Source organism: Deinococcus aerius, from assembly GCF_002897375.1.
GTDB classification, from domain to species: domain Bacteria; phylum Deinococcota; class Deinococci; order Deinococcales; family Deinococcaceae; genus Deinococcus; species Deinococcus aerius.
Genome location: NZ_BFAG01000003.1, coordinates 127,636 through 147,014 on the forward strand (window position 1 = coordinate 127,636; position 19,379 = coordinate 147,014).

General features: G+C 69.2%; 20 protein-coding genes. 4 read left to right on the forward strand and 16 right to left on the reverse strand.

Annotation, left to right across the window (positions count from 1 at the left end; translation table 11 throughout):
* Window positions 1-38: 38 nt before the first annotated feature.
* From DAERI_RS05505 to DAERI_RS05525, 5 genes are all read right to left on the reverse strand, one after another.
* Window positions 39-245 (reverse strand): DUF1540 domain-containing protein, encoded by a 207-nt coding sequence (locus DAERI_RS05505; RefSeq protein ID WP_103128425.1) that lies wholly within the window; start codon window positions 243-245, stop codon window positions 39-41.
* Window positions 246-446: 201 nt separating this feature from the next.
* The gene (locus DAERI_RS05510) at window positions 447-974 is read right to left on the reverse strand and encodes a hypothetical protein (protein ID WP_103128426.1); all 528 of its coding nucleotides are present in this window, start codon (window positions 972-974) and stop codon (window positions 447-449) included.
* A gap of 92 nt (window positions 975-1,066) precedes the next feature.
* Window positions 1,067-2,050 (reverse strand): hypothetical protein, encoded by a 984-nt coding sequence (locus tag DAERI_RS05515; protein ID WP_103128427.1) that lies wholly within the window; start codon window positions 2,048-2,050, stop codon window positions 1,067-1,069.
* A gap of 199 nt (window positions 2,051-2,249) precedes the next feature.
* Window positions 2,250-4,031 carry a translational GTPase TypA gene (gene typA, locus DAERI_RS05520; protein ID WP_103128428.1) on the reverse strand — a complete coding sequence of 594 codons (1,782 nt, stop codon included), beginning with the start codon at window positions 4,029-4,031 and terminating at the stop codon, window positions 2,250-2,252.
* Window positions 4,032-4,208: 177 nt separating this feature from the next.
* On the reverse strand, window positions 4,209-5,012 hold the full coding sequence (locus DAERI_RS05525; RefSeq protein WP_103128429.1) for a PQQ-binding-like beta-propeller repeat protein: 804 nt from the start codon (window positions 5,010-5,012) through the stop codon (window positions 4,209-4,211).
* Between the two features lie 93 nt (window positions 5,013-5,105).
* On the opposite strand from DAERI_RS05525, the gene DAERI_RS05530 reads away from it, so the two are divergent.
* The gene (locus DAERI_RS05530) at window positions 5,106-6,752 is read left to right on the forward strand and encodes a methylmalonyl-CoA mutase family protein (protein ID WP_103128430.1); all 1,647 of its coding nucleotides are present in this window, start codon (window positions 5,106-5,108) and stop codon (window positions 6,750-6,752) included.
* Window positions 6,753-6,874: 122 nt separating this feature from the next.
* On the opposite strand, the gene glgC is transcribed toward DAERI_RS05530, so the two are convergent.
* Both glgC and miaA read right to left on the reverse strand, forming a co-directional pair.
* Window positions 6,875-8,116, reverse strand: coding sequence for a glucose-1-phosphate adenylyltransferase (glgC, locus tag DAERI_RS05535; RefSeq protein WP_103128431.1), 1,242 nt, complete (start codon window positions 8,114-8,116; stop codon window positions 6,875-6,877).
* A gap of 239 nt (window positions 8,117-8,355) precedes the next feature.
* Window positions 8,356-9,267: a tRNA (adenosine(37)-N6)-dimethylallyltransferase MiaA gene (gene miaA, locus DAERI_RS05540; RefSeq protein ID WP_103128432.1), complete on the reverse strand. Its 912-nt coding sequence runs from the start codon at window positions 9,265-9,267 to the stop codon at window positions 8,356-8,358.
* A 90-nt stretch (window positions 9,268-9,357) separates the two neighbouring features.
* Between miaA and DAERI_RS05545 the strand changes: the two genes are divergently transcribed.
* Window positions 9,358-9,753 carry an Hsp20/alpha crystallin family protein gene (locus tag DAERI_RS05545; RefSeq protein ID WP_103128433.1) on the forward strand — a complete coding sequence of 132 codons (396 nt, stop codon included), beginning with the start codon at window positions 9,358-9,360 and terminating at the stop codon, window positions 9,751-9,753.
* Window positions 9,754-10,046: 293 nt separating this feature from the next.
* Here the strand turns inward: DAERI_RS05545 and DAERI_RS05550 are convergent, their stop codons facing one another.
* The 3 genes from DAERI_RS05550 to DAERI_RS05560 all read right to left on the reverse strand — a co-directional run bounded on the left by DAERI_RS05550 (window position 10,047) and on the right by DAERI_RS05560 (window position 12,553).
* On the reverse strand, window positions 10,047-10,676 hold the full coding sequence (locus tag DAERI_RS05550) for a phospholipase A2 (protein ID WP_103128434.1): 630 nt from the start codon (window positions 10,674-10,676) through the stop codon (window positions 10,047-10,049).
* 153 nt (window positions 10,677-10,829) lie between these two features.
* Complete coding sequence (locus DAERI_RS05555) at window positions 10,830-11,795, reverse strand: electron transfer flavoprotein subunit alpha/FixB family protein (protein ID WP_103128435.1); 966 nt, start codon at window positions 11,793-11,795, stop codon at window positions 10,830-10,832.
* Complete coding sequence (locus DAERI_RS05560; RefSeq protein ID WP_103128436.1) at window positions 11,792-12,553, reverse strand: electron transfer flavoprotein subunit beta/FixA family protein; 762 nt, start codon at window positions 12,551-12,553, stop codon at window positions 11,792-11,794. Before DAERI_RS05560 ends, DAERI_RS05555 begins: the two co-directional genes overlap by 4 nt.
* Before the next feature lie 218 nt (window positions 12,554-12,771).
* Here DAERI_RS05560 and DAERI_RS05565 point away from each other — a divergent pair, with 218 nt between their 5' ends.
* A complete protein-coding gene (locus DAERI_RS05565) occupies window positions 12,772-13,482 on the forward strand; it encodes a hypothetical protein (protein ID WP_103128437.1) in 711 nt (236 codons plus the stop codon).
* A 20-nt stretch (window positions 13,483-13,502) separates the two neighbouring features.
* Here DAERI_RS05565 and DAERI_RS05570 read toward each other — a convergent pair whose 3' ends face one another.
* From DAERI_RS05570 to DAERI_RS05580, 3 genes are all read right to left on the reverse strand, one after another.
* Window positions 13,503-13,919 (reverse strand): carboxymuconolactone decarboxylase family protein, encoded by a 417-nt coding sequence (locus DAERI_RS05570; RefSeq protein WP_103128438.1) that lies wholly within the window; start codon window positions 13,917-13,919, stop codon window positions 13,503-13,505.
* Window positions 13,920-13,980: 61 nt separating this feature from the next.
* On the reverse strand, window positions 13,981-14,457 hold the full coding sequence (locus DAERI_RS05575) for an OmpH/Skp family outer membrane protein (RefSeq protein WP_103128439.1): 477 nt from the start codon (window positions 14,455-14,457) through the stop codon (window positions 13,981-13,983).
* A gap of 83 nt (window positions 14,458-14,540) precedes the next feature.
* Window positions 14,541-15,035: an OmpH family outer membrane protein gene (locus tag DAERI_RS05580; protein ID WP_103128440.1), complete on the reverse strand. Its 495-nt coding sequence runs from the start codon at window positions 15,033-15,035 to the stop codon at window positions 14,541-14,543.
* A 118-nt stretch (window positions 15,036-15,153) separates the two neighbouring features.
* On the opposite strand from DAERI_RS05580, the gene DAERI_RS05585 reads away from it, so the two are divergent.
* The gene (locus DAERI_RS05585; protein ID WP_103128441.1) at window positions 15,154-15,789 is read left to right on the forward strand and encodes a CBS and ACT domain-containing protein; all 636 of its coding nucleotides are present in this window, start codon (window positions 15,154-15,156) and stop codon (window positions 15,787-15,789) included.
* A gap of 9 nt (window positions 15,790-15,798) precedes the next feature.
* On the opposite strand, the gene DAERI_RS05590 is transcribed toward DAERI_RS05585, so the two are convergent.
* From DAERI_RS05590 to DAERI_RS05600, 3 genes are all read right to left on the reverse strand, one after another.
* Window positions 15,799-16,686, reverse strand: coding sequence for a hypothetical protein (locus tag DAERI_RS05590; RefSeq protein ID WP_103128442.1), 888 nt, complete (start codon window positions 16,684-16,686; stop codon window positions 15,799-15,801).
* 121 nt (window positions 16,687-16,807) lie between these two features.
* Window positions 16,808-18,001 carry an aminotransferase class V-fold PLP-dependent enzyme gene (locus DAERI_RS05595; protein WP_103128443.1) on the reverse strand — a complete coding sequence of 398 codons (1,194 nt, stop codon included), beginning with the start codon at window positions 17,999-18,001 and terminating at the stop codon, window positions 16,808-16,810.
* Window positions 18,002-18,272: 271 nt separating this feature from the next.
* Entirely contained in the window at window positions 18,273-19,310 is a 1,038-nt protein-coding gene (locus DAERI_RS05600) for a WD40 repeat domain-containing protein (RefSeq protein WP_103128444.1), read from the reverse strand.
* Window positions 19,311-19,379 lie beyond the last annotated feature (69 nt).

The following is a 19,379-nucleotide window of genomic DNA, read 5'->3' on the forward strand; positions in this document are numbered from 1 at the left end:
CTACGAATGCCCGGCCCCCTCATCCACACCATGGGCTGTCAATGCGCGCCCTCGCCCACCGTCTGGGTGTCGCCCATCTGGTCTTCCGGGCTGAAGGTCAGGCATTGGGCCATCTGCCCGCTGAAGTTGACCTCGATCTGCCCCGCCATGCATTGCTCGTTCTCGTTGTAGCGGCAGTTCGTCGCCCCACAACGGCTGACGACGCTCTTCTGCCCCTCGCCCTGCATGTTCCGCATGTCGTTCATGGCTCGGCCTCCTGCCCGCAGGGTGAACCGGGCGGGAGGCGGCGAAGGTAACCCAGCCCGCAAAATAAGGATTGGCTTACAATCCCGACTGTTCCAGGCAGGATTCCCCCAGTTCGGGCAGAGGAGCCTTGCCTGAACAGGATTTCCCCAGATGCTCGTTTCCAGACGGCCCGGCTGGCATGAGACCGGGTGAAAGCCCCGTCAGTTCAGCAGCGTGCCCCGGATACCCTGGGCGCAGGCGATCCGGTGGGCGACGGCCTGGGCGTCCAGCGTCCCGTGTTCCCGCAGCCCCGCGGCCACCACCTCCACCTCGGCCCAGGAGCGGCGCAGCAGGGCGCGGGCACGGGCCTCCAGCACCGTGAGTTGCGCGTCCAGCACCTCCAGTTCCTCGGGATCGCGGGTGGCGGAGGCGAGCAGGATTCGGGCATTGCGCTCGGGATTCCCCTCCCCGGGGGTCACCCCCAGCAGCCGGGCCATCGCCTCCCCTGCCAGCGCGACGAGCGCGACCTCCTCCCGCAGCCCGCGGTTCAGGACCAGGGCCTGCGGGTCAGGAGCGAGCGCGTAGGTCACGCCGGGTGACTCCTTCAGGTCCACCCGGACCAGCCGCAGCGACGCCCGGGGATGAAGGTGGGCCAGCACCACCTCCGCCGCCAGCAGCAGCGAGGCGGTGCGGAGGTCGCCGGGAAAAGGGGCCGGGGTCTGGAGGGTGGCAGGGGTGGGTCTGGTCATAGTCCCGAGTTCCAAGGTCAAGATAGGGAGCAGACCCTTGAAAACCAAGGGGGCGACTGTCCCCTGTCCACACAGGCGGGCCGTGCGCCCCCCTACACCTCCAGATCGCCGCGCTGCGGCTTGCGGAACTTTTCCTCCAGAAACCGCTGGTGGGTCAGCAGCTCCTGCCCGCCCGAGCGCAGGGCGGTGCCCAGGATGTCCTGCACGGCGTTCAGCAGGAGGTCGAGTTGCTCGCGCAGCAGGTCGCGGCCCGTCTTGCCGCCTTCGAGCGGTTGGCTGTTTGCCAGCGTGGGCGGGAGCTTCAGGTACGCCTGCACGGCGGTCGGCGCGTACTCGTCCCGCACGGCGCGGGCAAGGTAGGCGGCCTCGCTCCCCTGCTGGCCCAGGGCCTCCAGGTGGGTCAGGGCCTCGCGGGTCCGCAGGTCCAGGGCCGCGAGTTGCGCGCGGGCCTCCCCCGGCAGGCGCTCGTCGCGGGTGAAGGCGGCTAGGGAAGGAGCGGGGGCCGGGGCTGGGGGCGGGGCGCTGACCTCCGCCTCGCGCTCCATCCTTCGGAGCCGCTTGGCCTGCCGCCGGGCCTCGCGGCGCGCGGCGCGGGCCTCGACCCGGTCGGCCCAACCCCCGGAGAAGCCGCCCACCGGCAGGCCGCCCCCCTGCTCGGGCAGGGCCTGGGGCGCGGCCTGGGCCTCCTCCACCGCCCGCCCACTCTGGGCCGTCCATCCCGCCGTGGACACCCAGACGATCCCCATGACGAACAGCGGGAAGACCAGCCACCCCGCGCCCAGGGCCATGAAGAACAGACCCGCGATCAGGCCCGCCAGCAGCCCAGGCCAGCGGCGCTGCCACTGGTGGAAGGCCCGCGAGCCGAAGAAGCCGAGCAGCATTCCTGCCGCCGGGTGAACGACCCAACTCGCGCCCAGCACCGCCAGCAGCACGATCAATCCCGCCGCCAGCGCCACAGGCTGCCACATCCGGCCCCGCCGCGAGAAGATGACCGATCCCCAGAAGGCCAGCGCCATCGCCGCCAGCGGATGGACCACCCAGCCCACCATGCCCGCCAACGCACTCAACGCTTCCATAGCGGCTCTTCCCGGCGATGCGCTGCCCCCGCGAACTCGAACATGCCCCACCTTACGCCCCCGGGCGGGCGAAAGTTTCCGCCAAAAGGTGGAGGGGCCGAAAGGCACATGGCTCCGGCCCCTCCCACCCCTGGTCAGCGGGAAACCCCCGGGGCAGCCCGGGGGTCTTTTCGCTTCGCTCGGCCCTGGCGGGCGGCGATTACTTGCGGAAGCTGGGGTTCAGAATCTTCTTCCGCAGCCGGATGCTCTGGGGCGTCAGCTCCACCAGCTCGTCCTCGGCGATGTACTCCAGGGCGTCTTCCAGGCTCAGGCGGCGCGGGGGGATCAGCGTCAGGGCCTCGTCGGCGCCCGCCGAGCGGATGTTCGTGAGCTTCTTGTTCTTGCAGACATTCACGTTCATGTCCTGCTCGCGGGCGTTCTCACCGACGATCATGCCCACGTACACTTCCGTGCCCGCGTCGATGAAGAAGGTGCCGCGGTCCTGCAACTTGAAGATGGAGTACGCGAAGGCGGGGCCGTCCTCCATGCTGACGAGCGAGCCGTTCTGGCGGGTCTTGAGCTCCCCGGCCCACGGCGCGTACCCGTCGAAGATGTGGCTCATGATGCCCTCGCCCTGGGTCATCGAGAGGAACTGGGTGCGGAAGCCGAAGAGCGCGCGGGAGGGGATCTTGAACTCCACCCGGACGCGGCTGCCCTGCGGCTCCATGTTCACCATCTGGCCCTTGCGCCCGCCGAGAACGCCGATCACGGTGGAGGCGAACTGCTCCGGCACGTCGATCACGAGGTGCTCTATCGGCTCGTGCTTCACGCCGTCAATCTCGCGGGTGATGACCTGCGGGGCGCCCACCTGCACCTCGTAGCCCTCGCGGCGCATGGTTTCGAGCAGGATGGAGAGGTGCAGCTCCCCGCGGCCCGAGACCTTGAACTCGTCGGGCCGAATCTCCTCGACCCGCAGGGACACGTTCGTCATGACCTCGCGCTTGAGGCGGTCGTTGAGGTGGCGGGAGGTGACGTACTTGCCCTCCTTGCCCGCGAAGGGCGAGGTGTTGGGCTGAAAGACCATCGAGACGGTCGGCTCGTCCACCGTGATGACGGGCAGCGCCTCGGGGTCGGCGAGGTCGGCCACCGTCTCGCCGATCTGCGCGTCCTCGATCCCGGCGAGCGCCACGATGTCCCCGGCACCCACCTCGTCCACCTCGATGCGGCGCAGGCCCAGGTGGGTGAAGGTCTGCACCACGCGCGTCTTCGTCATTGTGCCGTCCTTGTGGATGAGCTGGACGAACTCGCCCTTGCGGACCTTGCCGCGCTGCACCCGCCCCAGCACGATGCGGCCCAGGTACTCGGAGTAGTCGAGGTTGGTCACGAGCATCTGGAAGGGCGCGTCCAGATCGACCTTCGGCGCGGGGATGTGTTCCAGCACCATCTCGAACAGCTCGTGCATGTCGGGCTGCGGGTTGTCGAGGTCCCTAAACGCCTTGCCCTCGCGCGCGATGGCGTACAGGATCGGGAAGTCGAGCTGGTCGTCGTTCGCGCCGAGTTCGGCCATCAGGTCGAAGGTGAGGTTGACGACCTCCTCGGGGCGGGCGTCACCTCGGTCGATCTTGTTGATCACCACGATGGGCTTGAGGCCCAGCTCGATGGCCTTGCGCAGCACGAAGCGGGTCTGGGGCATCGGCCCCTCCGCCGCGTCCACGAGGACGAGCGCGCCGTCCACCATACCGAGCACGCGCTCGACCTCGCCGCCGAAATCCGCGTGGCCGGGCGTGTCCACGATGTTGATCTTGACGCCCCCATACTCGACCGCCGTGTTCTTGGCGAGGATGGTGATGCCGCGTTCCTTTTCCAGGTCGTTGCTGTCCATCGCCCGCTCGGCGATCTCCTCGCCGTGGCCGAGTTTCAGGGTCTGCTTCAAGAGGCCGTCCACCAGCGTGGTCTTGCCGTGGTCGACGTGCGCGATGATGGCGATGTTGCGGTACTCCATACTTCTTTCCTCTCCCCCGCCCGGTGACGCCCGCCGGGAACTCCGGGAAGGCGAGGGGCGGATGCTGGCTCTGCATGAAAAAGCCCGCCGCACAACTGCTCACGTGGGCGGGACACCCAAAAGAGAATTTTAGCAGATATGGGCGGGGTTGGGGTCAGGTGAGGGTCACGCTTGAACTCATCGACCTGCGGGTGGGTTGGCCGGGAAGGGCCCCCGGCGGTCCGGGTAGACCATGGCCGTATGGATGTCGCCCTGCCAGGGAAAGCGGACGATGAACTTGCCACACGCATCCTGGCGAAGGGCGTAGAGGTAGCGGTTGGTAAAGCGCAGGTCGGGGATGCTGCCCTGATAATTCATCTCTCCACACCCCGGGCGGGTCGGCAACGTCAGGGTGAACTTCGTCTGCTGACCCGTCGCGCTCTGGACGCGAACGAGTGGCAGCAGGTGGGGAATGTTCATCGGGGAGCCCACACCGTAGTCGAGGACCAACACCTCGTCGTCGTCAAACCCCACCACATCCTGCCGGGCTGTCCAAAGGGTTTTACCAGTCGTCAGCGACACACCGAACACTTTGCCGAAGGAGGGTTCTCCACTGCTGCCCTGGACGAGGAGGGTGTAACCGCTGATTCCCCGCACACCCGCCATCGCCTCAGCGTACCCGTCGTACACCTTGTTGAGCCAGAGCGGGCGCCCCGTCTCCAAGTCGTAGGCGGTCAAAAACACTCGGGACGTTTTGGCGTCCGTGCTCATCAAGATCACTCGGCCCGGTGCAATCTGCACGTCGAGCCCAGTCGGCTGGGCGAACGGACCCGTCCTTCGCCACACCTCCGCACCGTCCAGCTTCGCCACCAGTGCTCCGGGAGCCGCGTCGAACGTCCAGCGGTTGGAGTGCCCGTGAGCTTCCACCCTGAGCAGCCCCGACGGCGCCGGGGTGGCCTGAGCGGCGGCGAGCAGGGCCAGGCCGAGGAAAAGAGCCTTCATCCTCCCAGCCTAGCCACCCAACCTGACCCCCACCTTCTGCTACCCTGTCCCCAACCTAACGAGCGTTCGTTCCCGCCCCGGCTGAGGTGCCCCATGAAGACCAAGAACGAGTGGATGAGAAGCGTCTACCTCCCCGCCACGCAGAAGTTTCCCGAGCGCAAGTACAACTTCAAGAACCTGTCCGACATGGAGCCCGAGCCGATCTACACGGCGGACGACCTGAAGGACTGGGACGCCGAGCGGGACCTGGGTTACCCGGGCGAGTTCCCGTACACGCGCGGCGTGCAGACCAGCGTGTACCGGGGCAAGCTCTGGACCATGCGGATGTTCGCGGGCTTCGGGAGCGCCGAGCAGACGAACGAACGCTTCCACGCTCTGCTGCGGGCCGGTCAGACCGGCCTCTCGACCGCCTTCGACCTCCCCACCCTGATGGGCTACGACTCCGACCACCCCTTCTCCAAGGGTGAGGTCGGCAAGTGCGGCGTGGCGGTGAGCAGCCTGGCGGACATGGAAATCCTCTTTCAGGGCATCGACCCTGAAAAGGTCACGACCTCCATGACGATCAACTCCCCGGCGAACGCGATCTGGGCCATGTACATCGCCAACGCGCAGAAGCAGGGCAAGGACCTCACCAAGATCGGCGGCACGATCCAGAACGACATTCTGAAAGAGTTCATCGCGCAGAAGGAATTCATCTACCCGCCTTCTCCGAGCGTGAAGCTGGTGATCGACACCTTCGAATGGGGCCCGAAGGTTGTTCCGAAGTGGAACTTCATCTCGGTGAGCGGCTACCACATCCGCGAGGCGGGGGCGACGGGCGTGCAGGAACTCGCCTTCACGCTGGCGGACGGCTTCCATTACGTCGAAAAGGCGCTGGAGCGGGGGCTGGACATCGACGAGTTCGCGCCGCGCATCTCGTTCTTCTGGGACATCCACAACGACTTCTTCGAGGAGATCGCCAAGCTGCGCGCCGCCCGCCGCATCTGGGCGCGGCAGATGCAAGGCCGCTACGGGGCGAAGAACCCGAAGTCGTGGATGCTGCGGACGCACTCGCAGACCGCCGGGGTCAGCCTCCCCGCCCAGCAGCCGCTGAACAACATCGCCCGGGTCGCTATCCAGGCGCTCGCCGCCGTGCTGGGCGGCACCCAGAGCCTGCACACCGACGCCTTCGACGAGGCGCTGGCCCTGCCCACCGAGGAGGCCGCGACCATCGCCCTGCGGACGCAGCAGATCATCGCCTACGAGACGGGCGTAGCGGGCGTGATCGACCCGCTGGCGGGCAGCTACTACGTCGAGAAGCTGACGAATGACATCGAGGCCGCCGCGATGGGCTACATCGAGCAGATTCGCGCGCTGGGCGGGGTGGAGGCCGGGATCGAGTCGGGCTTCTTCCAACTGGAGATGGCCGAGGCCGCCTACCGCTACCAGCGCGAGGTGGAGACCAAGGACCGCATTATCGTCGGCGTGAACGAGTTCGTGCAGGACGCGGTGGAGGTGCCCATCCAGCTTATCGACCCGGAGGTGGAGCGGGTGCAGGAGGCCAGGCTCGCCCAGGTGCGCCGGGAACGCGATCCCAAGCGGGCTCAGGCCGCCCTGGACGCGCTGCGTGACGCCGCCGTGACGGGCGCCAACACCATGCCCGCCTTCCTGGAGTGCGCCCACGCCTACGCCACGCTGGGCGAGCAGATGGACACGCTGAAGCGGGTGTACGGGGAGTACGTGGAGCCGGTGCTGGTGTAGCGGTCAGTGGGGAGTGGGGTGTAGGAAGTGGGAAAAGAGGAAGGTGAGCCAAGCCGATTGCGGCGGCCCACCTTCCTCTTTTTCAACTACTGACCACTCCCCACTTCCCACTCCCTGCTTGTTCAGAACGTGTAGCTCTTCGGCACCACCACCACGCCGTTCTCCGTGACCGTGAAGCCGCGTCCGCGGTCCTCCTCGTGGTTGTGGCCGATCTTGATGCCGGGGGGGATGGTCACGTTCTTGTCCACGATCACCCGGCGCAGGTGCGAGTGGCGCCCGACCTCCACATCGTCGAACAGGATGCAGCTCTCGACGAGGGAATACGAGTGGGTGCGGACGTTTCGGCCCAGCACCGAGTCGCGGACCGTGCCGCCGCTGATGATCGTGCCCCCGGCCATGATGGAGTTGAAGGCCTGGCCCTTGCGCCCCTCGGCCTCGTGGACGAACTTGGCGGGCGGGGAGAACTCGCTGCTGGTGCGCAGCGGCCACGCGGGGTTGTAGATGTCGAACTCGGGGTTCACGCTGACCAGGTCGAGGCTGGCCTCGAAGTAGGCGTCGAGCGTCCCCACGTCGCGCCAGTAGAGGTTGGGGCCAGTCTGGCCGGGAATGGGGTTCTTGTGGAAGTCGTACGCCTGCACGTGGTAGCCGTCCGACAGGGCGCGCGGGATGACGTTGTGGCCGAAGTCGAAGCCGTCCTCCTGACCGCTGATGGAGGTGTGCAGCAATTCCTCCAGGGCGCGGCGGGAAAAGATGTAATTCCCCATGCTCGTCAGGCTGGTGTCCGGGTCCTCGGGGGTGCCGGGCGGGTCCTTGGGTTTTTCGAGGAACTCGGTCACGCGCCAGCGGTTGTCCACCTGCATCACGCCGAACTGGTGGGCCTGCGTGCGCGGCATGGGGTAGGCGGCGATGGTCACGTCGGCCCGCGAGTCCACGTGCGACTGGAGCATGTGCTCGACGTTCATCTTGTAGATATGGTCGCCGCTGAAGATGGCGACGTAATCGGCGTCGAAGTTGTCGACCAGATGCAGGTTCTGGTACACGGCGTCGGCGGTGCCGCGGTACCACACGGCGCCCAGTTCCTCGTAGCGGTACATCTGGGCGGGCACCAGGGTGATGAAGTAGTCGCTCAGGAAGGTGCCGAAGCGCCAGCCACGCTGGATGTGCTCGGTCAGGCTCTGCGCCTTGTACTGGGTGAGGACGTAGATCGAGAAGACGCCCGAGTTGATGAAGTTGTTGATCGCAAAGTCGATGATGCGGTACTTGCTCCCGAAGGGCACAGCGGGCTTGGAGCGCTTGACGGTCAGCGGGGCGAGCCGGGTGCCCTGCCCGCCCGCGAGGATCATGCCGAGTACACGTGGCTTCATGTCGGTCCCTCCTGAGCATCGCCGGAAGGCGAGATGACTGGACCCGGCGGGGTCCATGACGGCGCGCCCCTCAAAGTCCCCAACTCCTCGCGGGAGCGCGTTGGCGGAAGTGCTCGGCCCACAGTGTAACGGGTCGCGGCCCGCCCCCTGACGCCCGCTTGCGTAGGCAGGTCGAACGTGAAGAATGCATGGAGCCGCACCAGGTGGGAATGGGCGGTGACCAACCCGGGCCTCCAGGCTCAGCCGTGCGCCGAGCCGGTGAGCCACCGGGCCAGGGCCTCCCGGGCTTCCCCGGGGGATGAGCCGGACGCGCCGAGTTGCGTCCGCGCCCAGGTGAGCTGCCGTTTGGCGTACTGCCGGGTCGCCAGGGTGATGCGGCGGGCAGCCTCCTCGCGCGTCAGGGTGCCCCGCCAGAGGGCGAGCGCCTCCCGGTAGCCCAGGGCCTGCCAGGCGGTCGGGCGCGGTTCCTGGTCGGGGGGCACCCGGCGGGCGAGCCAGTCGGCCTCCTCCGGCCAGCCCGCCCCCAGCATGGCGTCCACCCGGGCGGCGATGCGGGCCTCCAGCTCGGGCCAGGGGTGGCTGAAGGCGAAGACGCGGTAGGTGAAGGCGGGGGGGCTGTACCCGAACTCGCCCGGAAAGCGGCCCGTGCGGCGGTAGACCTCCAGCGCCCGCACGACCCGGCGGGGGTTGCGCTCCAGCCGGGTCGCCTCGGCGGGGCTGCGGGCCTCCACCTCGGCGAGCAGGGCGTCCAGGCCGCGCGCGGCGAGGTCGGCCTCCACCCCCGCGCGCACGCCCGGGTCGGCGGGGGGTGTCTGCGGCAGGCCGCGGATCAGGGCCGACAGGTAGAAGCCCGTGCCCCCCACGATCAGCGGCAGCCGCCCCCGCGCGAGCACGTCCGCGGTGGCGGCCTCGGCCTCCCGCGCGTAGCGGGCCACGTCGTAGTCCTCGGTCACGTCGGCCACGTCGAGCAGGTGATGGGGCACGGCCCCCCGCTCGGCGGGCGCGGGCTTGGCCGTCCCGATGTCCAGTCCCCGGTACACGGTGAAGGCGTCCGCCGCCACGATCTCCAGCGGAAAGTGCCGCGCCAGGTCCAGCGCGAGCGCCGTCTTGCCCGCCGCCGTGGGGGCGGTGAGGATGGGGATGACCGTCACGGGGGGATTCTAGGGTGGGGGTGGCCTTCTGCCCCCGACCTGTACTTTTTCCTGATCCGGCACCCAGGAAGTGGTGGTAGTTTGGACGGCATGAACGAGCCGGTTCTTGCCCGCCTGCAACACCTGATGGCCCTGCGGGAGGAGGTGGAGTCGCTGGGCACGGCCGGCCCCTGGACCCCGCCCGCCGACTGGCTGGACGAGGGCACCCACCTGCGGCTGCTGCTCGACGTGCCCGGTGTTGACCCCGACAGCCTGGAACTGCACGAGGAGGGCGACAGCGTGACCGTGGCCGGGCGCCGCGACCTGCCCGATCACGTCCTGCGCGCCGAGCGGCCCGGCGGCACCTTTACCCGCACCCTCGCCTTTCCCGAGCCCGTCGTCCCGCAGACCGGACAGGCGACCCTGAATGCCGGAGTGCTGAGCGTTCGCTTCGAAAAGCGCCACCCCACCATCGACGTGCATCCCCTGGAGGGCGAACAGGCCTGAGCGGGGGCTGAGATCACTCACTCCGCTCCCCCCGGCAAGTCGAGGGGGAGTTCCCTGGCTTTTCTCCCCACGTCGTCCCAGTTCTGGAAGTTGCTCTGATGGGCCGGGGTCGCCGCTTGGGCGCCCCCTCACCCCTGGCTGCGCCAGGCCCTCTCCCACGGGGGGAGAGGGTCAGAAGGCGGGGGCTCAAGCGGGCTGGCCTTCGTTGAGAGACAAGCCCGGGGCGTTCTCGCTTTCCAGTTGGTCCGGACTGGGGCCTGTATTCCCTTTCAGGCCCCCGAACTGCCTGTCTCCTAGAAGCTGCTGCTTCCGCCGATTCGCACGCCCTCGTAGTAGGCGTAGGCCGCGCTGTAGCAGGCGGGGCGGGCGTACCAGCTCTTGGCCGCGCAGATCGTCTTCATGTTGGTGTAAAAGGCGCTGTCGCTCGTCTGGCGGTTGGCGCTCGTGCGCTCATAGACCTTGAGGTTGCGGTAGGCGAAGTCATGGACGTTGCAGGCGGGCCGGAAGTCCTCGCGGTAGCCCAGGCCCAGGCCGTCGGGGGCGCTACAGCCGTCGCGCGTCCAGTCGAGGCCGGGGTAGACCGTGTTGACGGCGGCCTGGTTGGCATACTCGGCGTTGTAGGCAGGCACTGTGCCCCAGCCCACGCGCTTGATATAGGCCAGGCGATCCGAGGCCAGGTCCAGCCCGGTCAGGGTCGGGGCGGCGGGGAGGCCCAGGTCCGCCGGGCGTTCCCCGTACGCCTCCTGAAGGGCGGCGAGCAGGCCGGGGTCGTCGCCGTAGCGGGAGAGAATCGCCTGGCTCCCCGCGTCCTGAAGCTCGGGGCGGGTGGCGTAGTCGGCAGTCAGCGAGCCGGGGGTGGGGGTCTGCCCACAGGCGGCAAGCGTCAGGGTGAGGGCGGCGGCGGCAAGGGGCGTGGGCTTCATGCAGGTCTCCTTGGGGGTCGCGGCCACGGCACCGGAACGTCCCGCCGGGTCCCGCGCTGTATTGAAAAGACGGGCACAGTCTACACAGGAATGCCGCCCCGTCAACAGAAAAACCGCCCACCCCCGGGGGCAAGCGGTCCGCAAAGCCCGAACCTACTTGCGCGCAGCCTCGATGAGCGCGGGCACGATCTGGTTCACGTCGCCCACGATGCCGTAGTCGGCGACCTTGAAGATCGGCGCCTCGGCGTCCTTGTTGATCGCCACGATGTACTTGCTCTTGCCCATGCCCGAGAGGTGCTGCACGGCGCCGCTGACACCCAGCGCGACATAGGCCTTGGGCTGCACGGTCTTGCCGGTCTGCCCCACCTGCTCGGCGTAGGGCCGCCAGCCCGCGTCCACGACCGCGCGGGTCGCGCCGACACCAGCGCCCAGGCGGTCGGCCAGGCCCTCGACGTAGGTGGCGAAGTTCTCGGGGCTGCCCACGCCGCGCCCGCCGGTCACGATCACGTCCGCCTCGGTCAGCGCGACGCGGCTGCTCTTCTCGACGCTGCGGCCCGTCACCTCGACGCGGGGGGCGGGCAGGTCGAGTTCCACGTCGTACTGCTCGCCCGCGGCGGGGGCGGGGGCAGCCGGGGCGAAGGAGCCGGGCTTCACCGTCACGACGATGACGGGCGCCTCGGCCTCGACCGTCTCGGTCACGCGGGCGAGGTAGGTGTACCGCTGGGCCTGAAGGGCCTGCCCGTTCGCCTTCAGGGCGATGGCGTCCTCCAGGTAGGGGGCGTCGAGCTTGACCGCCACGCGCGGCGCGTACTCGCGGCCCGAGCGGCTCCCGCCGATGATGACGACTGAAGCCTCGCCCTCCTGCGCGATCTGGGCGGTCGCGGCGGCCCAGACCTCGGCGTTGTAGGTGGCGAGCCCGGGGAGGTCCGCGACGAGAACCTGATCCGCGACGGCGGCGGCGGCGTTGGCGACCTCCGCGACGTTCTGGCCCAGGACGAGGATGGTGACCGGCCCCTCACGGCCCCCCCCACTTTCCAGCACGGCGCGGGCGGCAGTGACCATTTCGAGGGTGGACTTGGCGAGCTGTCCGCCCGCGTGTTCGGCGACGATCAGGATCATGCAATCACCTTCGCTTCGTTCCGCAGGAGGTCGAGGAGTTGCTGGGCGGCGGCCTGCGGGTCCTTGCCGTCAATCATCCGGTTCAGGCGGGCGCGGGTCTGGATCTCGCTGTTCACGACCCGGACGCGGGGCTGCACGCCGTACGTGGCGAGGTCATCCTTGCGGAGTTCCTTGCGCTTGGCCTTCATGATGTTGGGGAGGGTCGGGTAACGCGGCTCGTTCAGGCCCTGCTGGGTGGTGACCACGGCGGGAAGAGGGGCGCGGAAGCTCTCGTTGCCGTCGTCCACGTCGTGGCGGCCGGTCAGGGTGTCCCCCTCGACCTTCAGCTCGTTCGTCCAGGTCAGTTGCGGCCAGCCCAGGCGCTCGGCGGTCGCGGCGCCCAGCGCCTGGCTGTCCCAGTCCGCCTCCTGCCCGCCGACCAGAACGAGGCCCACGCCCTCTGCCTGCGCCACCTGCGCGACAATACGGCTCAAGGCGATGGGATCGAGCTTCTCGTCGGTCTCGACGTGGATGGCGCGGTCCACGCCCATCGCCAGGGCGGTTCGCAGGGCGTCCTCCACTCGCTTGGGGCCGACGGCCAGGGCGACGATCTCCTCGACATTCGCGCCGCCCTCGCGCAGGCGCAGGGCTTCCTCCACGCCGTACTCGTCCATCCCGTCGATCACGAGGGTCGCGCCCTCCAGGTCCACCTGCTGGGCGTTGATCTTCACGCGCGCTTCCGCGTCGGGCACTTGGCGTACCAGGGTCAGAATCTTCATGGCTCCTCCAGGGTAAAGCCGGGGGCGGATGTGATGGCTCTGGGTGCCCCAAACCTTCCCCACAAGTCGAATTACACTCGGTTCAAGTTTAGCAGCCCGGGCGCGGTGGGGCCACCCGCCGCACCCCCGGACCTGACGCCGATCTGTCCAGTTTATAAAGCAGCAGTGAGTCTCATGAGGTAGGCCGCTCATCTTGGTGAGTCAGGCTACCAATCGATATGAAAAAGGTTCTTGCCCTGACCCTTTGCGCTGGCCTCGCTACGGCGGGCGCCCAGACCACGACCACCACGATCTCCGCCACCCCGGTGACCGCCGGACTGAACGGCGTCGAACTGGGCCTGACGGGTGGCTACGCCAACGGCCTGAGCGGCGAAGTCTTCGTCCACGTGCCGAACGTGGCTGGCCCCTTCGGCGTGAAGGCGGGCGTAGCGCTGACGCGTCCAAGCGACGCCCTTAATGACAATGCTAAGCTCACGAATTCAGGGACGGACGCAGACCTCACCTTCGGGGACTTGAAGAGAATTTCCGGTGCGACTGAGTCGGGAAGCCACACCATCTTCAGCTTAGACGGCACCTACAACTTGGGCGAAGTGAGCCCCGGCCTGAGTACCACCCTGTACGCTGGTGGCCGTTACGGCATGTTCCGCAGCAACGTCACTTCCGAAGATGACACCACGACCTACTCCAGCAATGAGTTCGGCATTGGCGCGGGCGTGATGGTCAGTTATCCCCTCACGGGCAACTTGAGCCTGGTGGGTGACCTGGGAGTTGACCAGTTCTTCAAGTCCACCATTAACATCAGGAGCAGCGACGGTACTACCAACGATTCCATCCCCACCAGTGACCCCAGCTACGCTGGCTTCGATGACCTTTTCGTTCAGCCGGGCACCGTCTTCAAGGCCCGCATCGGCATCAAGACCACGTTCTAAACCGGCCAAAACCAGAGCCCTCACTCCTCGCGGGTGGGGGTCTTTTCCTGTCCCGCTTGCCGGGCGTCGAGCAGCGCCTGAAGCTGGGTGAACGCGGCCACCACGCGGGGGAAACCCAGGTACGGCACGCACAGGAGCAGCACCTCGCGGACCTCGGCCTCGGTCGCCCCGGCGCGAAGGGCGCCGCGCAGGTGAGTCCGCAGTTCCGTCGGGCTGCCCAGCGACACCAGCAGGGCCGAGGCGACGAGTTCCTTGGTCTTCAGGTCCAGGCCGGGCCGCTCGTACACGGTGTCGTAGGCGAAGTCGCGCACATACCGCATCAGGTCGGGGTCGAGGGCGGCGAGCCGGGCCAGGATGCGCTCCTCCTGCTCGCCGAAAATCTGGCCCCGGGCCGTTCCCGCGCGCTCCTCTGCCCCAGCCCTGTTGCCGTCTGTCATGCGGGGAAGCGTAGCAGGCCCACCCCCGGGGATGAGGGTGGGCCTGATTGTCCGACCGAACTTACTTCTTCAGCGCCTTGATGACGGCGGCGGTGAGGTCGGTCGCCTGGGCGTTGGCGTACACGACCAGCCGGGACTGGGCCGCGATGCGGCGGTCGAGCACGACCGAGTAGCCGTTGCTCTTCGCGGCGCTGGCAACGGCGGCGTTGACCTTGCTTGCCAGGGGTGCGAACGCGGTGCTCAGGCGGCTCTGGTGGCCCTTCTGGGTCGCCAGGAAATCGCGCTGCGCGTGCCCCAGGGCCTGCTGGTCGGCGGCGCTGCGGGTGGCGGCGGCCTTGGCGGCGAGCTGCTGAATCCGCGCCTGCTTCTTCGCCAGGTCGGCGTCCACCTTCTTGCTCAGGCTGAGGTAGCCGCTGCTGCCGGGCAGGGTCGCCACGACCCGCTGCACGTCCACGAAGCCGACGCGGCCCTTGCGCTGCTGGGCGTGGGGCACGGTCGTCAGCAGCGCGAGCGGCAGGATCAGGAATGCTTTTCTCATGGGTCTCCTCTCTGCGTCGGGGCAGGCCGGGCAAGGCGAGGCCCCCGCGTGGGGGGCGGGGGCCAGCCCGGGCCGCCTCCGGCTTACTTGAGGGCCTTGAGGGCCGCGCTCGTCAGGTCGGTGCTGTTGTCCGCGTACACGACCAGACCCTGGGCCGCCACACCGCTGTCCATCACGATGCTGTAGCCGTTGGCCGTGGCCGCGCTCTTGATCGCCGCGTCGGCGGCCTTCTCAGCAGCGGAGAGCTTGGGCTGGAGGGCCGTCATCTGGTCGTTGTACGCCTTGCCGCGCGCCTGGTAGGTGCTGACGAGCTGGGCGCGCTTGTCCTTGTCGGCGGCGGTGGCCGCAGTGCCCTTGGCGTCGATGGCCTGAATCTGCTTCTGGAGATCGCCGAGTTCAGCGTCCGCCTTCTTCTGGAGGTCGCCCAGTTGCTTCCCGGCGTCCTGCGCGTTCAGGATGGCCTGCACGTTCACGAAGCCGATCTTCTGGGGGGTCGTCTGGGCGTGCGGGGCCAGCGTCCCCAGGCCGAATGCGGCCACGAGGGCGATGGGGGCGAGCGCCTTGGCGTTCATCTTCATGGGCGGCACGCTAGCACGGCCCTTTCTGAGCCGAATGAACAGGTCCACAGTCTTCTCACATCGCGCATCAGCGGGGGATCAGAAGCCTCTTTCCCCCGCCGGAAAGGTAAGCTGAGTCATGCTCGTAAGTGATTGGATGACCCCGGACCCCATCACCGTGACGCCCGACACGCCCGTGATGGACGCCCTGAAGATCCTCAAGGAGCGGGGCTTCCGCCGCCTGCCCGTGATGGACGGGGACCGGCTGGTGGGCATCACCACCCGCAAGGATCTCAAGGACGCGATGCCCAGCAAGGCGACCACCCTGAGCGTGTGGGAGCTGAACTACCTCCTGAGCAAGCTGACGGTCAGCGAGATGATGGCGCGCCCCGTGATCACCGCCGACGAGAGCGAACACATGGAGGACGCCGCGCTGCGGATGCAGGAGTACGGGGTGGGCGGCCTGCCCGTGCTGGACGCCTCGGGGAAGATGACCGGGATCATCACGATCACCGACGTGCTGCGCGCCTTTATCGACATCATGGGGCTCAGGGAGGGCGGCGTGCGCCTGACCCTCGACATGCCCGACCAGCCCGGCAGCCTGGCGCGGGCCGCCGATGCCGCGCAGCCCAGCAACATCATCAGCGTGGCGACCTACGGCCACCGCGACCAGGGCGGCCAGCCCCGCCGCCGCTTCGTGATGCGCGTGACCGGCGAGGGCGCCCGCGAGGCCCGCACCCGGGCGCGCGAGGCGGGCATCGACGTGCTGGAGTGAGGGCCCCGCCTAGAACCGGAAGCTGGAAAGCTGCGCGGAGTAGCGGCCAGGGGCGTCCTCCCGCAGGGTCAGCACGCCGGTCGCCTCGTTCTTGTCCTCGTCGGTGAAGCGCCACACGCTGGTGACGATCCGCCCGGGAGGCGTGAGGGTGATTGGGGTCCAGCCCGCCGCCTTCAACTGCGCGGCGTAGAAGTCGAGGAGCGCCGTGGCCGTGAGGGGGGACTGGATCGCCGCGCCGCTGTTCCAACTGCCGCTGCCGCCGCCGACCCCTCGGGGTTGCACGCTCGTGCCTTCCGGCGGGCGTAACGCGGGCAGGTCGGGGCGCGGAAAGCCGCCGCCCGCCTCCGAGCGCACCTGGTCCCGCAGGTTCGGATTCCGGCTCAGGTTGAGCCCCACCTGCGTCACGTTGCCCACCCGCCGGAGGGAGGCGTAGAGGGCCACGCCTTCCTCCAGCCGGTAGAAGGAGAGGAAATCGGTGGGCTCCTGGGGCAGGAACCCGGTCCCGGCGAAGGGCAGGCCCTGACGGGGAAAGGCCGTCCAGCCCCGGGCCGTCAGGGAAGTCTGGAGCGCCGAGCCGACCTGGGCGGGAGCGGCGGGGCTGTCGAGGTAGACATTCTGCGAGGTGGGAAAGTCCGGGGCGCTGCTCGTCCGCAGCACGCTGCCGATCACTCGACTTCCGGGCAGGGCGGGCAGCGGCCCCAGCGGCTGGGGCGGGAGTTGCCCGACCAGCAGCCGCGTCTCGACCTCGGAGGGGCCGAAGTCGAAGCTCAGGGCGCGCCGGACGAGTTCACGCTCGGCGGCGAGGCTCGCCGGGGTCGGGGCGGGGGCGGCGGGCGTGCCCTGGGCGAGGGCGGTGGAGAGTGTCAGCAGGGCCAGGAAAGACGAGAAGCGCCTCATGGGGACCTCCGGGCTGTTCGGGGAGTGGGCGGGCCACACGACCCGTCCCGCAGCTCACCCTAACGAACCGCCCGGGACCCGGAGGCCGCAAATGTGGAATGGCCCGCCTCCCGTGAAGCCCTCAGCCCAGGCTCGACGCCACCGCGTTTTCCGCCCGGCTATCCCCCAGCGCCTCCCAGGCCGCCCGCACCGCCGCGCCGCGCTCGAAGCGGACGCCCAGGCTCTCGAAGCAGTCCTCCAGCATCCCCGCGATCCCCAGGGCGTCGTAGCGGTCGGCATAGCCCAGGGTGGAGACGCGGAACACAGCGTCTTCGTGGGGGGCCTGCCCGGGAAGGGCCCGCTGCCCCATCTCGGCGAGGCGCGAGGCGACCTGCCGCCCGGTGAGGGGAGCGGGGGGCCGCAGCACCGCGACGGCGGGCGTGGTGCGCGCCGCCCAGGCGGGGGCGCCGAGGGCCCTTCCGGCCGCCATCAGCGCGTCCGCCTGCCGCCACTTCTCGGCCCACAGCACTTCCAGCGGCACGGCGAGGAGGCGGTCGAGGGCGAGCGACAGCGCGGAGATCAGGTTGATGGCAGGGGTCTGCGGCGTGTTTCCGGCCTTCTGCCCCCTCAGCTCGCGCGTCAGGTCGAGGTAGAAGCCGCGCCCGGTCGCGGGCACCATCCGCTCCTGCACCTCCGGGCTGAACAGCACGAAGCCCAGGCCGGGGGGCGTGGCCGTGCCCTTCTGGCTGCCGCTCACGACGGCGTCCACACCCCAGGCGGCGGGCCGGAGTTCCGCCACCCCGTAGGAGGTGATGCAGTCGGCGATCACGATGAGGTCGGGGTTCTGCGCCCGCGCCGCCGCGACGATGGCCGCGAGGTCGTGCAGGGCGCCGGTACTCGTCTCGGAGTGGGTGACGAGCAGGGTGTGGGCGTCCTTCGCCGCGTCCGCCACCTCCTCCGGGTCGAGCAATTCGCCCCAGGGCCGGGCCACGATGGTCGTGTCGTAGCCCAGGCGGCGGCTCATCTCGCCCCAGCGTTCGCTGAACTTCCCGGCCTGCGCGTTCACGACCCGCGCCCCCTCGGGCGTGAGGCTGGTCAGCGCCCCCTCGAAGGCCCCGGTGCCGCTGCTCGTGGTGATGACCGCGTCGTAGGGGTCGCCCAGGAGCCGGGTGAGCTTGGCCCGCGCCTCCATGAGCACCTCGACCCCCTCGGGCGCGCGGTGGTGCATCTGGGGGCGGGCGAGTTCCAGCAGCACGCGCGGCTCGACCTCGACCGGGCCGGGCGCGATCAGGCGTTGGCGGTTCAGGGGCAGGTGGGCGTCGCGGGGGTCGGTCATGGGGCCATCGTAGGGCGCGGGGGTGGGGCAGGCGGGGGGCGGGCTAGAGGGTTGGGGCCAGGTGCAATTCTCCCTCTCCCCGCGTGGGAGAGGGTCGGGGTGAGGGGGCATGTGACCAACGCCACTTGCCCTTCCCACAAGTGGGCATAGACCTTCGGACTGGCTCTGGGACGGTGCGCCCGTTCACCCCCTCCCAACCTCCCCCCTCAAGGGGGAGGAGCTTTAGACGCCGTCCCACACGCTTTTTCTTTCTCAAGAGCACTAAGCCGCATCACCTCGGCGCCAGCGGCAGCAGCCGAATCCCCCCCTCCCCGTCGCCGCCGATGAGGGTCGTGCCGTCGGGACTCAGGGCCTCGGGCCAGCCGTCCCAGACGCGGGTGAGGGCGCCGAGGGTTCGGCCCGTCGCCACCTCGCGCAGTTCCAGCCACTCGCGGCCCTGCACGTCCACGCCGGTGCGCCGGACGAGGACACGGGTGCCGTCCGCGCTGAAGCCGATCACGCCGTTCGTCCCGGCGAGGTAGGGGGGCGGGGGGGCCTCCTGGCCGTCCGGCAGCAGGACGAGCCGCCCGCGCGAGGCGAGCAGGCCCCGGCTGTCGGGGGTAAAGAGGCCGTAGCCCACCCCGCGCAGGGTGGCGCGCAACTCGCCGCTGCGGGCGTCGAAGATGCGGGTGCGCGTCTGGGCGCGGAAGATCGGGGCGAAGAGGCGACTGTCGGGGCTGAACTCCAGGCGGGCGGGCTCATAGCCGGTCTCGCTCGGCACGGTCGTGACCCGGCGCCCGGTGGCCCACTCCCACAGTTGCGCGTAGCCGCTGCGGTTGCCCGCCGCCAGCCGCGTCCCGTCCGGGCTGAACTCCAGCGAGAGGGTGCCCGTCAGGCCGCCCGCACTGATCACCTTCTGGAAGCCGCCCCCCGTGGTCGGGTAGGTGCTCAGAATGCCCACCCGCCCCACCTTGGTGAAGGGGTCGGGCGTCAGGGCCACCGCGAGCCATTTCCCGTCCGCGCTGAGGGCCGGGGACACGTCGAGCCGCACCTCGGGCGGCAGGAAGACCTCGCGGCGGGCCTCCCCCGTCGTCGGGTCGAGCAGCCGGACATGCGAGCTGAAGCGGCCCCGCACGGCGACCACCCCGGTCACGGCGCCGCCGGGCTGTCCCGGCAGGGCCTGCGGGGCGACCCCCACGAGCACCAGGGGGTCGGGCGGCACCCGCGTCTCGCTGGCCGTACTCTGCGCCGCGAGGGCGAGGGCGGGGGCAAGGGCGCTCAGCGCCAGCAGGGACAACGCCAGCCGGGTGGCGGTGGGTTTGCGTGTCACGCCCCCAGGCTAGCGGGTCCGCCGCCTCCCCTTCCTGACGGGGCGGATAAAGCCTCACTCATGCTGCTT

Bases quoted from the DNA above. Each gene is read 5' to 3' on its own strand.
- DAERI_RS05510 (WP_103128426.1), bottom strand. From the start codon at position 974: ATGACCAGACCCACCCCTGCCACCCTCCAGACCCCGGCCCCTTTTCCC.
- glgC (WP_103128431.1), bottom strand. From the start codon at position 8,116: ATGAAGCCACGTGTACTCGGCATGATCCTCGCGGGCGGGCAGGGCACC.
- DAERI_RS05555 (WP_103128435.1), bottom strand. From the start codon at position 11,795: ATGATCCTGATCGTCGCCGAACACGCGGGCGGACAGCTCGCCAAGTCC.
- DAERI_RS05550 (WP_103128434.1), bottom strand. From the start codon at position 10,676: ATGAAGCCCACGCCCCTTGCCGCCGCCGCCCTCACCCTGACGCTTGCC.
- DAERI_RS05565 (WP_103128437.1), top strand. From the start codon at position 12,772: ATGAAAAAGGTTCTTGCCCTGACCCTTTGCGCTGGCCTCGCTACGGCG.
- DAERI_RS05560 (WP_103128436.1), bottom strand. From the start codon at position 12,553: ATGAAGATTCTGACCCTGGTACGCCAAGTGCCCGACGCGGAAGCGCGC.
- DAERI_RS05525 (WP_103128429.1), bottom strand. From the start codon at position 5,012: ATGAAGGCTCTTTTCCTCGGCCTGGCCCTGCTCGCCGCCGCTCAGGCC.
- DAERI_RS05515 (WP_103128427.1), bottom strand. From the start codon at position 2,050: ATGGAAGCGTTGAGTGCGTTGGCGGGCATGGTGGGCTGGGTGGTCCAT.
- DAERI_RS05590 (WP_103128442.1), bottom strand. From the start codon at position 16,686: ATGAGGCGCTTCTCGTCTTTCCTGGCCCTGCTGACACTCTCCACCGCC.
- DAERI_RS05580 (WP_103128440.1), bottom strand. From the start codon at position 15,035: ATGAAGATGAACGCCAAGGCGCTCGCCCCCATCGCCCTCGTGGCCGCA.
- DAERI_RS05505 (WP_103128425.1), bottom strand. From the start codon at position 245: ATGAACGACATGCGGAACATGCAGGGCGAGGGGCAGAAGAGCGTCGTC.
- DAERI_RS05570 (WP_103128438.1), bottom strand. From the start codon at position 13,919: ATGACAGACGGCAACAGGGCTGGGGCAGAGGAGCGCGCGGGAACGGCC.
- DAERI_RS05585 (WP_103128441.1), top strand. From the start codon at position 15,154: ATGCTCGTAAGTGATTGGATGACCCCGGACCCCATCACCGTGACGCCC.
- DAERI_RS05575 (WP_103128439.1), bottom strand. From the start codon at position 14,457: ATGAGAAAAGCATTCCTGATCCTGCCGCTCGCGCTGCTGACGACCGTG.
- DAERI_RS05530 (WP_103128430.1), top strand. From the start codon at position 5,106: ATGAAGACCAAGAACGAGTGGATGAGAAGCGTCTACCTCCCCGCCACG.
- DAERI_RS05545 (WP_103128433.1), top strand. From the start codon at position 9,358: ATGAACGAGCCGGTTCTTGCCCGCCTGCAACACCTGATGGCCCTGCGG.
- typA (WP_103128428.1), bottom strand. From the start codon at position 4,031: ATGGAGTACCGCAACATCGCCATCATCGCGCACGTCGACCACGGCAAG.
- DAERI_RS05595 (WP_103128443.1), bottom strand. From the start codon at position 18,001: ATGACCGACCCCCGCGACGCCCACCTGCCCCTGAACCGCCAACGCCTG.